11 protein-coding genes and 1 pseudogene are annotated in these 12,397 nt (G+C 70.5%); 4 read left to right on the top strand and 8 right to left on the bottom strand.

Annotation, left to right across the window (positions count from 1 at the left end):
• Window positions 1-14 precede the first annotated feature (14 nt).
• Together ABEA43_RS36650 and ABEA43_RS36655 are read left to right on the top strand one after the other, a co-directional pair.
• The gene (locus ABEA43_RS36650; protein WP_345569213.1) at window positions 15-1,010 is read left to right on the top strand and encodes a LacI family DNA-binding transcriptional regulator; all 996 of its coding nucleotides are present in this window, start codon (window positions 15-17) and stop codon (window positions 1,008-1,010) included.
• A gap of 235 nt (window positions 1,011-1,245) precedes the next feature.
• Window positions 1,246-1,878 (top strand): annotated as a pseudogene (locus ABEA43_RS36655) (phosphotransferase family protein); the annotation flags it as partial.
• 41 nt (window positions 1,879-1,919) lie between these two features.
• Here the strand turns inward: ABEA43_RS36655 and ABEA43_RS36660 are convergent.
• Window positions 1,920-2,447, bottom strand: coding sequence for a carboxymuconolactone decarboxylase family protein (locus tag ABEA43_RS36660; protein WP_345569215.1), 528 nt, complete (start codon window positions 2,445-2,447; stop codon window positions 1,920-1,922).
• A gap of 15 nt (window positions 2,448-2,462) precedes the next feature.
• Window positions 2,463-3,224: an SDR family NAD(P)-dependent oxidoreductase gene (locus ABEA43_RS36665; RefSeq protein ID WP_345569216.1), complete on the bottom strand. Its 762-nt coding sequence runs from the start codon at window positions 3,222-3,224 to the stop codon at window positions 2,463-2,465.
• An 84-nt stretch (window positions 3,225-3,308) separates the two neighbouring features.
• Here ABEA43_RS36665 and ABEA43_RS36670 point away from each other — a divergent pair, with 84 nt between their 5' ends.
• A complete protein-coding gene (locus ABEA43_RS36670; RefSeq protein WP_345569218.1) occupies window positions 3,309-4,181 on the top strand; it encodes a LysR family transcriptional regulator in 873 nt (290 codons plus the stop codon).
• 2 nt (window positions 4,182-4,183) lie between these two features.
• Here the strand turns inward: ABEA43_RS36670 and ABEA43_RS36675 are convergent, their stop codons facing one another.
• Complete coding sequence (locus tag ABEA43_RS36675; RefSeq protein WP_345569219.1) at window positions 4,184-4,540, bottom strand: hypothetical protein; 357 nt, start codon at window positions 4,538-4,540, stop codon at window positions 4,184-4,186.
• A gap of 200 nt (window positions 4,541-4,740) precedes the next feature.
• Between ABEA43_RS36675 and ABEA43_RS36680 the strand changes: the two genes are divergently transcribed.
• Window positions 4,741-6,219, top strand: coding sequence for a nitrilase-related carbon-nitrogen hydrolase (locus ABEA43_RS36680; RefSeq protein ID WP_345569221.1), 1,479 nt, complete (start codon window positions 4,741-4,743; stop codon window positions 6,217-6,219).
• A gap of 80 nt (window positions 6,220-6,299) precedes the next feature.
• Here the strand turns inward: ABEA43_RS36680 and ABEA43_RS36685 are convergent, their stop codons facing one another.
• From ABEA43_RS36685 to ABEA43_RS36705, 5 genes are all read right to left on the bottom strand, one after another.
• Window positions 6,300-7,817, bottom strand: a complete 1,518-nt coding sequence (locus ABEA43_RS36685; protein ID WP_345569223.1) for a glycoside hydrolase family 13 protein — start codon at window positions 7,815-7,817, stop codon at window positions 6,300-6,302.
• Between the two features lie 3 nt (window positions 7,818-7,820).
• Window positions 7,821-8,753, bottom strand: coding sequence for a carbohydrate ABC transporter permease (locus ABEA43_RS36690; RefSeq protein ID WP_345569225.1), 933 nt, complete (start codon window positions 8,751-8,753; stop codon window positions 7,821-7,823).
• Complete coding sequence (locus ABEA43_RS36695) at window positions 8,750-9,616, bottom strand: carbohydrate ABC transporter permease (RefSeq protein ID WP_345569227.1); 867 nt, start codon at window positions 9,614-9,616, stop codon at window positions 8,750-8,752. The genes ABEA43_RS36690 and ABEA43_RS36695 overlap by 4 nt, the downstream gene beginning before the upstream one ends.
• A gap of 5 nt (window positions 9,617-9,621) precedes the next feature.
• Entirely contained in the window at window positions 9,622-10,974 is a 1,353-nt protein-coding gene (locus ABEA43_RS36700; protein WP_345569229.1) for an ABC transporter substrate-binding protein, read from the bottom strand.
• A gap of 152 nt (window positions 10,975-11,126) precedes the next feature.
• Entirely contained in the window at window positions 11,127-12,116 is a 990-nt protein-coding gene (locus ABEA43_RS36705) for a LacI family DNA-binding transcriptional regulator (RefSeq protein ID WP_345569230.1), read from the bottom strand.
• Between the last annotated feature and the right edge of the window lie 281 nt (window positions 12,117-12,397).

Below are 12,397 nucleotides of genomic sequence, written 5' to 3' on the forward strand. Positions count from 1 at the left end.
CTCTTGGTGCAGTCATGAGACGCCCGACCCTCGAAGCGGTCGCCGCCCGCGCGGGGGTCTCGCGCGCCACCGCCTCCCGGGTCGTCAACGGCCAGACGACGGTGGCCCCGCATATCCGCGACGCCGTCCAGCGCGCGATCGACGAGCTGGGCTACGTGCCCAACTCGGCGGCGCGCAGCCTGGTCACCCAGCGCACCGACTCCGTGGCCCTGGTCGTCAGCGAGCCCGGCACGCGGGTCTTCTCCGACGACCCGATGTTCTCCACCGCGATCAGGTCGGCGTCGATGGAGCTGGAGGCGGTGAACAAACAGGTCGTCCTGATGCTGGCCTCCTCCGCCAAGAGCCACGCGCGGGTGGAGCGTTACATCTCGGGCGGTCACGTGGACGGCGTCATGCTCATCTCCATGCATGGCGCCGACCCGCTGCCGGCCGCGCTGTCGCGCCTGCGCGTCCCCGTGGTCTCGTACGGGCGCCCTGCCGTGCCGGTGAACATCCCGTTCGTCGACAACGACAACGTGGGCGGCGCGGAGGCCGGGGTCAGGCACCTGGTGGAGTCCGGGCGGCGCAGGATCGCCACCATCGCGGGCCCCCAGGACATGATCGCCGGCCAGGACCGGCTGGCCGGCTACCGCAACGTGCTGCGCGACTCCGACCGCCGCTCGATCGTCGCGGTGGGCGACTTCACGCGGGAGGCGGGCGCGGTGGCGATGCGCCAGCTCCTCGGCGACGACCCTGGGCTGGACGCGGTCTTCGTGGCCAACGACCTGATGGCGATCGGCGCCCTGCAGTCGCTGCGCCAGGCCGGTCGCCGCGTCCCCGACGACGTGGCCGTGGTGGGCTTCGACGACATCGAGGCGGCGAAATACACCGAGCCGCCGCTGACGACGCTCAGGCATCCGGTGGCCGAGCAGGCGGCGGCCATGGTGGGGCTGCTGCTCAACCTGTTCGAGGGCGGCCCGACCGACCCGGTGATCATGCCGACCGAGCTGGTGATCCGGGAGTCGGCATGACCTCGGGCCACGCCGTGCGGGTGGCCGTCTCGCTGGCGCAGGAGCACGGGATCACGGTGCGGGAGCCCGTGGTGCTCAACGACTCGTTCAACCTGCGGATCCACCTGCGGCCCGCGCCGATCGTGGCGCGGGTCCCCACCGTCACCGCCCTCGGGCGCGAGCGGCCCGAGCAGGCGCTCCTGCGCGAGCTGCAGGTCGTGTCTTTTCTGTACGGCCTGGGCGCGCCGGTGGTGCCGCCGAGCGCGCTGCTGCCTCCCGGGCCGCACGTCCGGGACGGGGTGGCGGTGTCCTTCCATGCCTACGCCGAGCACGACCCGGCGTACGCGGTGACGCCGGACGCGGCCGGGAAGGTGCTCGCCGAGCTGCACGCGGGCCTGCGGGAGTTCCCCGGGGAGCTGCGGTATCTCGGGCCGGTGCTCGACGAGCCCGTGCGGCTGCTGGAGCTGCTCGACGGCGAGGTGGAGCCGGACGCGCTGGCCGGCTGCGAGACGCGCACGCGGAGCTGGTCTCGCGGCTCGGCCGGGCTCCCCAGGGCCGGGCGCAGGCCGTCCATGGGGACGCGCATCCGGGCAATCTGCTCGCCACCCCCGCCGGGCTGCTGTGGAACGACTTCGAGGAGTGCATGACCGCGCCCGTGGGCTGGGACCTGGCCTGCCTGCTGCGCACGACCCGGCTGGACGGGCGGGCGGCCGTACGCGCTTATGGGGCGGATCCGGACGATCCGGAGCTGCGGGCGTTCCTGGCGGCGCGCGGGCTGCAGGGGACGTTGTGGATGCTCGTCAGGGCGCTGCGCCTCCCGTCGGAGTCCGCGGCCGCGCGGGCGGCACTCGCGGCCTGGCTGCGCGACCCGAGCGGCGCCACCCGCTAGACCGCCACCCCTTAGACCGCCACCCCTTAGACCGCCATCCGTCAGACGCGGAAGACGCGGAGCTGGAGTGCGAGCGTCGTGTAGTAGCCGACCAGCGTGGTCAGCTCGAACAGCGCCCGCTCCCCCAGCACCGCGTACTCCTCGTCGTCCAGGTCCCCCTTGGCCACCAGGGCGCGGGCCACGGCGACCACCGCGGCCTCCGCGGGGTCGGCGAGTGCCGGGGGCGAGCCGGCACGCAAGGTCTGGAGCTGCTCCTCCGTGACACCCAGGTCCCGGGCGATCGGCTCGTGCGCCGCCTGCTCGAACGCGCTGTCCTGGTGGCCCGCGACGACCAGGATCGCCAGCTCCCGCGCGCGGTCGGTCAGCGAGGAGCGGTAGCGGATGGCGGCCCCGAGCTCCTGCAGCGGGTCGCCGACCGGCGGGCTGAGCAGCATCGCGTTGAACGGGCCCGTCAGCCCGCCCGCCGGATCGACCATGAACCTGCCGCGCGGGCCGGACGTGATCTTCTCGTAGAGAGCGCGGGCCTCCGGGGAGAGCTGGTGCGGAGGCGTTCTGCGGAGCCTGGCCATCCCGTGATCGTAACGCTAGACGGGCACCACGCCGCCGCTCGGGCCGAGGAAGTAGCCGCCGGACGCGTCCAGCACCTGGCCGGTGGTCCAGCCGGAGTCCGCGCTGGTCAGCAGGGCCACGGCGGCGGCGATGTCGGCGGGCCGCCCGATCCGGCCCAGTGCGGTGACCTCGGTGACGCGGCGTTCCGCAGTGCCGTCGTGGTCCTCGCGGAGCCAGGCGTTCATGTCGGTCTCCGTGACGCCTGGGGAGACGGTGTTCACCGTGATGCCCCTGGCGCCGAGCAGGGGCGCCAGGCTGAAGGTGAGCGTGTCGAGCGCGCCCTTGGACATCGAGTAGACGAGGTCGGGAAGCGCGATCCGGACGACGGCCGAGGAGATGTTGATGATCCGGCCGCCGTCGTTCATGAGCGGCAGGGCCCGCTCGACGATGAAGTACGGCGCCCGTACGTTCACCGCGAAGACCCGGTCGAACTGCTCCTCACTCACCGTGCCCAGCACCCCGCCCAGGATGGCGGCGTTGTTCACCACGATGTCCAGGCGCTCGTCCCCGATCCCCGCGAACAGGTCGTCCACGCCGTCCTCGAACGCCGCCCGCACCGCGTACGCCCGGCCGCCCCCGCGCTCGATCTCCGCGACCGTCTCCTTGGCCAGGTCGTCGTTCCTGGCGTAGTGGACGATCACGCGGGCGCCGTCGGCGGCCAGGCGTACGGCGATCGCCCGTCCGATGCCGCGTGAGGCCCCCGTGACCAGCGCGGTCTTGCCTGACAAGTCGTTCATGGCGTTGCCTCTCAGGTCGTCGGAGCTCCATCGTGTGGCCCGGCTCCCGCGCCCGTCCAAGACCCGCTGTTATAGCTTTTTGCTATGGATGCCCATATTCGGGATCTGCGGTATTTCGTGGCGGTCGCGGAGGAGCTGAGCTTCACCCGGGCCGCCGCCGAGCGGCTGTTCATCTCGCAGCCCTCGCTGAGCAGGCAGATCAGGCAGCTGGAGCTGTCCATGCGGGCCAAGCTGTTCGAGCGCGACCGGCGTACGGTGTCGCTGACCGCGGCGGGGGCGGCGCTGCTCCCTGAGGCCCGGCGGATCATCGAGCAGTGGGAGGGCGCCCAGCGGGCCGTCGCGGCGGCGCGCGAGGACCGGATCCTGGTCGTCGGGTTCCAGACGCGGATCGGGCGCGGCCTCGTGCCCTCCATGGCCGGGGCGCTGCCCGGGTGGGACCTGCGCTTCCGCCAGGTGCCGTGGAGCGACCCGACCGTGGGGCTCGGCGACGGGCACGTGGACGTGGCCATCGCCTGGCTGCCCGTGCCCGGCGGCGGCGACTACTCCTGGACGGTGGTGAGCACGGAGGAGCGGCAGGTGGCGCTGCCGGCCGGGCACCGGCTGGCCTCCCGCGCCGAGATCGAGCTCGCCGACCTGGAGGCGGAGCCGTTCGTGGCGCTGCCGCGCTCCGCCGGGCCCATGCGGGACTTCTGGCTGGCCGCCGAGCAGCGGACGGGCCCGGCCGTGGTGGGGGCCGAGGCGGAGACGGCCGAGGAGGCGTTCGAGCTGGTCGCCGCCGGGCGGGCGGTGGTGCTGGTGTCGGCGGGGAACGCCGAGCTGTACCGGCGGGACGACGTGGTCTGCCTGCCGGTCGCGGGCCTGCCGCCGAGCCTGCTGGCGGTCGTCTGGCGGCGCGACGACCGGCGGCGGGCCGTGCGGACGCTGGTGGCGGAGTTCGTGCGCTGCATGTGCGGCTGAAGTCAGTCCTCTTCCGCCGCTCTCGTGATCGTCTCCTGGACGGTGATGGAGAGGATCTCGTCTTCCTCGGGCGTCAGGATGCGGGTGTGGCGGAGCTCGGTGCGGACCATCCGGATGATCATGTCGGTGGGCGGCTTGGTCGTGCGTTTCCGCAGGTCCCCGTAGACGGTCCAGCCCAGTGCGGCGACGCTGACGATGAGGGAGGCCAGGGAGACGGGGTCCAGGTACTGGTCGGGCTTGCGGTCCTGGGTCTCGCGGACGTGCAGGGCCACTTCGACCTCGGTGATCAGGGAGGGGCCGTGGCGGGGGGCGAGGCGGCGGGCGATGGCTCGCGCGGCCTCGGCTACGGAGTCGGTCACGGGCTGGGCTCCTCATCGTCGGGTTGCTGAACGAAGTCACCGATGGAGGGCTGGGAGGGGTTGCCGGGTGGCCTCCAGCTGCCGATCGATCATCGGCCCGGCTCGCTTCCAGGCTAGACAAGCGGCTCGGCCTCCGTGCGGGATTCGCCGCCTGAGCATGAAGGTTGACACCGTAAACAATGCTTGTTTACGGTGTATACATGAAACGGGGAGAATTACCAGAAAAGCTCGTGGCGCCGGCCGTCTCGGCGGTGCTGTTCTTCTTCGGCACCGGGTTGGCGCCGATCCCGGCGCTGACCTGGATCGCGCCGCTGCCGGTGCTGTGGGCCGCCACGCGCGTCAGCGGCCGGGCCGCGTTCCTCGGTGGTTTCTTGGCCTATCTGCTGGGACTGGCGAGCCAGTTCGAGTTCTTCTGGCGGACCCCGTCGGTGCCGCGGCCGATCGGGATGCTGATCCTGGTGGGCAGCTCGCTGCTGTTCGCCGTGGTGACGCTGCTGTTCCGCGCGCTCGTGCGGCGGGGGTGGCCGCTCCTGGGGGCATGCGCGGCGCCGGCCGCCTGGGTGGGCGCCATGCATCTGATCACGCTGGTCAACCCGTCCGGGATCATCTGGCCGCTGGCCACGAATCAGGCCGAGGTGCCGATCGTCACCCAGATCGCCTCGGTGACGGGGGCGTGGGGCGTGGAGTTCCTGGTCCTGCTGGTGCCGGCCGCCGTCGCGGCGCTGCTGTCACCGGGGGTCGCCGGGCGGGCGCGGCTGCGTACCGGGGCGGTGGCCGCGGTGATCTGCGCTCTCACGCTGGGCTTCGGGGCGTGGCGGCTGGCCGGCGCGCCGGCCGGCGACCCCGCGCTGCGGGTGGCGGTGCTCTCGGCCACGCGTCACCAGTGGGCGCCCGACGCGGCGAGCGCGGGCGGGCGGGCCCTGGTCGCGGCGTACGCCGGGCAGATCGCGGCGCTGCCCGCCGGGGTGCGGACGGCGGTGCTGCCCGAGGGCACGTTCGGGACCGACGAGAGCAGCCTGCCGTCGGTGGTCGGGCCGCTCACGGAGGCCGGGCGCGGGCGGGGCATCGACGTGGTGGTCGGGGTCGTCCACACGACGCCGGCCGTCAAGTACAACTACTCCGTACAGCTTCCCGCCGACGGGTCCGCGCCCGTCTTCTACACGAAGTGGCACTTCGCCCCTGGCGAGCCCTTCAAGAAGGGTACGGAGCTGGGCTTCGCCCGCGGGCACGCGGATCGTGTCGGGCTGGCCAACTGCATGGACCTCAACTTCGCCACGCCCAGCAGGGACTACGGGCGGGCCGGGACGCGGTTGCTGGCCGTGCCGGCGGCGGACGAGTTCGGCAACGGGTGGCAGCACAGCCGCATGGGCCTGTTGCGCGGGGTGGAGAGCGGGTTCACGGTGGCGTGGGCGGCGCAGTGGGGCACGCCGATGATCTCCGATCCGTGGGGGCGGGTGCTCGGCGGGACGGACACGGAGGGCACCAGAGCGCCGTTCGTCGTGGCGGTGGCCGACGTTCCCGCCGGAGCGGGGACCACCCTGTACGCGCGCTTCGGTGACTGGTTCGGGTGGATGTGCGTGGTCCTGGCGGCGGCCGGGCTGCTCCCGTTCCTCCGCCGGAACCCGCGGCCCGGCACCGCACGGCCCGCCGAGCAGCCCCGAGCGGCGCTCGGGGTGTGAAGCTCCCCGTAGCGCCCCGAAGCGCCCCGTAACGCCCTGAAGCGCCCCGAGCGGCGCGAAGCCGCTCGGGGCGTGAGCCCTCAGCTCGTCGCCGTCAGCCACACCGTGGTGTCGGGGGGCAGGACCCCGTCCTCCAGGTGGCCGCTGGCCAGCGCCACCGCCCCGGGCGGCAGCGGCAGCGGCTCCGCGCCGAGGTTCGTGACGCAGGTCAGGCCCGAGTCCCTGGTGAAGGCCAGCACGTCCGGGCCCAGCGCGAGCCAGGTCAGCGTGCCGTCCCCGAGCAGTTCCCGGCGCAGGGCGAGACCCGTGCGGTACAGGTTGAGCATCGAGCCCAGGTCCGTCCGCTGGGCCTCCACGGTCAGCTTGCGCCAGGTCTCCGGCTGCGGCAGCCACGGCGTGCCCGCGCCGAACCCGTACGGCGGCTCCTCCCCCGACCACGGCAGCGGGATGCGGCAGCCGTCGCGCCCCGGGTTCGTGCCGCCCGACCTGGCGTACATCGGGTCCTGGCGCAGCTCGTCCTTCAGGTCCTCCACCTCGGGCAGGCCCAGCTCCTCGCCCTGGTAGACGTAGACCGAGCCGGGCAGCGCCATGGCCAGCAGGGCCGCCGCCCGCGCCCGGCGGTAGCCGAGCTCCAGGTCGGACGGGCTGCCGTGGAGCGCGCCGCCGTGGGCGAACGAGGAGTCCGCCCGGCCGTAGCGGGTGACCGGCCTGGTCACGTCGTGGTTCGACAGGACCCAGGTGGGCGGCGCGCCGATGGGCGTGTGGGTGGTGAGGGTCAGGTCGATGACCCTGCGCAGCTCCGCCGGGTCCCACGGGCAGGCCAGGAAGTCGAAGTTGAAGGCCGTGTGCAGCTCGTCGGGCCGCAGGTAGCGGGCGAAACGCTCCTGATCGGGAAGCCAGACTTCCCCGATCAGGATGCGCTCGCCATACTCGTCGGCCACCTCGCGCCACCGGCGGTAGACGTCATGGACCTCGTCGAGGTCTTCGTAACCGGTGTCGGACTTGATCAGCAGCGCGGCGGAGTCGATGCGGACGCCGTCCACGCCCCGGTCGAGCCAGAAGCGCAGGACGTCCTCGAACTCCTGGTGCACCTCCGGATTCGTCCAGTTGAAGTCCGGCTGCTCCGGCGCGAACAGGTGCAGGTACCACTGGCCGTCGGGCACCTGGGTCCACGCCGAGCCGCCGAAGATGGACTGCCAGTCGTTGCGCGGCTCGTCACTGAACCAGAAGCGGTCCCTGGCGGCCGGGTCGGCCAGCGCGTCCTTGAACCAGGCGCTCTCGGTGGAGCTGTGGTTCGGCACCACGTCGATGATGATCTTGATGTCCAGCTCGTGCGCCTCGGCGATGAACTTCTCCGCCTCCGCTAGCGTGCCGAACACCGGCTCGATGTCCCGGTAGTCGGCCACGTCGTAGCCACCGTCGGCCATCGGCGACGGATACCAGGGGTTGAGCCAGATGGCGTCGATTCCCAAGTCCTTCAGGTACGGCAGGCGGGAGCGCAGGCCGGCGAGGTCGCCCACGCCGTCGCCGTTCCCGTCGGCGAAGCTACGCAGGTAGACCTGGTAGATCGCGGCCCCCCGCCACCACGTTTGCGACATGCGCTATCCCTTAATGCTTCCGGCGGTGAGACCCGCCATGATGTGCCGTTGGAAGATGAAGAAAACGATGAGCATGGGGATGCTGGTGATCAGCAGACCGCCCATGACCTGGTTCTGGGTGACGGCCCCGGCCGTCTGCGACAGGCCGACGCTGATCGTCATCTTGTCGCTGTCGGTCATGACGAGCAGCGGCCAGACGAAGTCCTTGAACGAGGTGACGATCGTGAAGATGGACACCACGCCCAGGATGGGCCTGGAGATCGGCAGGATGACCGAGCGCAGGGTGCGCACCGCTCCGGCCCCGTCGATCTGTGCGGCCTCGATCAGCTCCCGGGGTATCGAGTCGAAGAAGCGTTTGAGCAGGAAGATGTTGAATCCGTTGGCCGCCGCGGGCAGCCACAGCGCCCACGGGTTGTTGAGCAGGCCCAGGTCCACGACCGTGACGTACAGCGGGATCAGGATGACCATCGCCGGGATCATCAGCGTCGCCAGCATCATGCCGAGGATGACGTTGCCGAACATCGGCCGCAGCTTCGACAGCGCGTACGCCGCCGAGACGTCCACGGCCATGCAGACGATCCAGCCGCCCAGCGCGTAGTAGCCGGTGTTCGCCAGGAGCGTGCCGATGTCGAACAGGTCCCACGCCTCGAAGAAGGCGTCGGGCGTCGGATCGGCCGGGACGAACGTCGGCGGCATCTGCGCGAGCTCTTCCGGCGTCTTGAGCGCGCCGGTGACCATCCAGTAGAGCGGGAAGACGAACGCCAGCGTGAAGAGCACGAGGACCGAGACCAGCAGGGACCAGTAGATCCGCCGGCCCCATCTGCTGTTGAGCTGGTGAGGGGAGACGATCGTACGGAACTGCACCTCGATCGGCTTCGGCGACCTCTTCCTGCCCCGCTTCCCCCCGGTCGCGGCCCGGGCTCCGACGGAGATCACGCCTTGTCCTCCCTGGTCAGCCGGAGCTGGAAGGCCGCGAAGACGAGCAGCACGATCATGAGCATCATGCCGAGCGCCCCGGCCGAGCCGTAGTCCTGCAGCGTGAACGCGTTCTGGAACATCAGGTACGCGATGGTGACCGTGGAGTTCTCCGGGCCGCCGCCGGTGAGCATGTACGGCTCGATGAACACCTGCATAGTCGCCACGATCTGCAACATCAGCATGAGCAGCAGGATCAGCCGCGTCTGCGGGATCGTGACGTGCCTGATCCGTTTGAAGATGCCGGCCCCGTCCAGCTCCGCCGCCTCGTACAGCTCCGGCGGGATGTTCTGCAGCGCGGCCAGGTAGATCAGGGTCGCGCTGCCCATGTTCATCCAGGTCGAGACGATGACCAGCGAGATCAGCGCGGTGGAGGAGCTGTCCAGCCAGGCCAGCGGCGGCAGGCCGAAGGTGTCGAGCACCTGGTTGAACAGCCCGGGCCCCGGATCGTAGAACCACCTGAACAGCAGCACCGCGACGATCGGCGGCAGCATGACCGGCAGGTAGACCACGAACCGCAGGTAGGCCCGGGCGTGGCGCAACTCGTTCAGCACGAGCGCGACGACGAACGGCACGGCATAGCCGCACAGCAACGCGAGGAGCGTGAACTCCAGGGTGTTCAGCCAGGCCTCACTGAAGGCGGGGTCCTGGAACGCGGTCATGAAGTTATCCAGACCCACCCAGATCGGCTCATTGATCAGGTCGGTCTTCTGGAAGCTCAGGATGAACTCCCTGACCATCGGATACCAGGCGAACACCGTGAAGCAGAGCAGCGCCGCGCACAAGAACCCGTAGGCCGTCAGATTGCGCCTCAGAATTTGCATTGAGGTCAGCCCTTGGCCGCCAGCATCGAGTTGGCCTTGGTCTCCGCGTCCGTGAGGAGCTGGTCGACGTTGGCTTCCTTACGGCTCAGCACGCCCGACATGGGGACGTCGAGGATGGCGTACAGCTCCTGCGCGTGCAGCGGCTCGGCCTTCGGCGGGATCGTGCCGGCGGCCTGGACGTAGGAGTCGTAGTTCGCGACCGGCAGCGAGGCGTTCTTCACGCGGTCGGCCTGGATGGCCTGGCCGGTGGGCGAGTCACCGAAGACGGCGTTGTCCGGCACGCCCACGGGGTTGCCGATGCTCTTGCCGCGGGCGAAGTCCCAGCGGCCCTTGCCGACGGTGTTGAAGCGGAAGTCGATCCACTCCAGCGCGGCCTTCGCCTCCTCGGGCGTGGCCTTCGGGTTGATCATGAAGGCTTCGCCGCCGCTCAGGGAGGCCTTGGCCTCGGGGAAGCCGGTGATGCCGTAGTCGGCCACGTTGCCCTTGAACTTGTTGACCACGTCGGTGACCACGTCGGGCGCGCCGAGCATCATGCCGACCTTGCCGCTGCCCATGGCGACCATGAGCGACTCCCAGCCGACCAGGAGCTTGGAGCCCATGCTGTTGTCGACCCAGCGCATGTCGTGCAGGTTCTGCAGCACGGCCTTGCCCTCGGGCGAGTTGAACGCGGCCTTCTTGTCGTCGGGGGTCAGGATGCTGCCGCCGCGACCGTAGATGGACTGCGTGAAGTGCCAGCCGCCGGTGTTGCCGCCGGAGTACTCGCCGAAGCCGACGTAGCCCTGGCCGATGGCGGCGATCTTCTTGGCCGCCTCGCGAACCTCGGTCCAGGTCTTGGGCGGGCTGTCGGGGTTGAGCCCGGCCTTGGTGAACAGGGCGCGGTTGTAGACCAGGCCCACGCTGTAGTGCACATTCGGGACGCCGTAGACCTTGCCGTCCTTGGTGACCAGCTCCTTGTGGTCGGCACGCAAGTCGTTCCAGGTCTTGATGGCGCCGGTCTGCTGCGTGATGTCCATGGCCTGGCCCTTGGAGATCACGTCGTTGTAGTTGGTCACGGGGACCACGAAGGCCGTCTCCATCTGGCCGCCCGCCAGCTTGGGGCCGAAGGTCTTGGGATCGAAGCACGGCTGCTGGTCCGTGCTCTTCACCGTCACCCCGGGGTGCGCCTTCGTGAACGCGGCCACGTCGTCGTCCCAGGCCTGCCGCTCCTTCGGCGCGGACTTGGCGGGCTGGCAGGCCACCGTGATCGTCACGGCCTTGGCGCCACCGCCGGCGGATGGGGTGGCCGGCTCACCTGAGCCGCAAGCCGTGGCCGTGAGCCCGAGCACGGTTACGAGCAAGAGTCCGGTGGATCTCTGCATGGTCTGACCCTTCTGATGCGAGGTGCCCACACCATAGGATCGCGAACCGAAGTGCGCAATATTTCGACGGACTATTGCAAGATAACGACTGCGTTACGAGCGACGTCGGCCCTGTGCGGGCCGGTTGCGCCGGCCCCGCGCGGGCCGTCGCGTCAGCCCCGCGCGCGGGCCGTGGAGGCCCGGACGACCAGCTCCGGCTCGAACAGCAGCTCGTCCGCCGGCACGACCGCCTTGTCGATCTGCGCGACCAGCAGGTCCACCGCGGCCCGGCCCATGGCGTCGATCGGCTGGCGGACGGTCGTCAGCGGCGGCTCGGTGCAGTTCATCAGCGCGGAGTCGTCGAAGCCGATGACCGAGATGTCGGCCGGCACGGTGAGCCCGGCCCGGCGGGCGGCCCTGACCGTGCCGAGCGCGAGCAGGTCGCTGGCGCAGATGACGCCGGTCACCCCGCGCTTGACCAGCCTGGCGGCGGCCGCGTGCCCGCCTTCGAGGGAGAACATGGTGTGCTCGACCAGCTCGGGGTCGCCGCCCTCGGCCTGAAACGTCTCCAGCTTGCGCCGCGAGGGCATGTGGTCCTTGGGCCCGAGCACCATGCCGACCCGCTCGTGGCCGAGCGCGCGCAGGTGGGCCAGCGCCATCTCGGCGGCCACCACGTCGTCGCAGGAGACCTGCGGGAAGTCGAGGTGCTGGACGGCGGCGTTGACCAGGACGGTCGGCAGCTTGCGCTCGTGCAGCAGCTCGTAGTGCCCATGGGAGGCGTCGGCCTGCGCGTACAGGCCGCCGGCGAAGACCACGCCGCTGACCTGCTGCTGGAGCAACAGGTCCACGTAGTCGGCCTCGGAGACGCCGCCCACCGTCCTGGTGCACAGCACCGAGGTGAACCCCTGCTGGGCCAGGGCGCCGCCGACCACCTCCGCGAAGGCGGGAAAGATCGGGTTCTGCAGTTCGGGGAGCACCAGGCCGACCAGCCTGGCCCGGTCACCGCGCAACTGGGTGGGGCGCTCGTAGCCGAGCACGTCGAGCGCGGTCAGCACCGCCTCGCGGGTCGCGTCGGAGACCCCCGGCTTCCCGTTGAGCACGCGGCTCACGGTCGCCTCGCTCACCCCGACCTTCTTGGCCACCTCTGCGAGTCGTCGTGTCATGCGCAAACTATACGGCCTGGAGCGCAAGCGCTTGCAACGGCTTACGTAGATCGGACGTCGGGCCTTGCACGGCGTCCACAGCGGACTTCCTGCCGGTTCCCGCTCTCTGACCAGGGTTTTAGGGCCGCACGATGCGACTTCTGTCAGTCAAATGTTTGCGAAATCTCGTCGAAATATTGCGGGAATCTGCGCGACATCCTATGGTTCGGCCAACCGCCTGACCCGAAGGGCCACCCCCATGCGAGCAGTCTTAGCCGCCCTTACGCTCCTCCTCGCCACCC

It is taken from the genome of Nonomuraea rosea (assembly GCF_039539705.1).
Taxonomy (GTDB): domain Bacteria; phylum Actinomycetota; class Actinomycetes; order Streptosporangiales; family Streptosporangiaceae; genus Nonomuraea; species Nonomuraea rosea.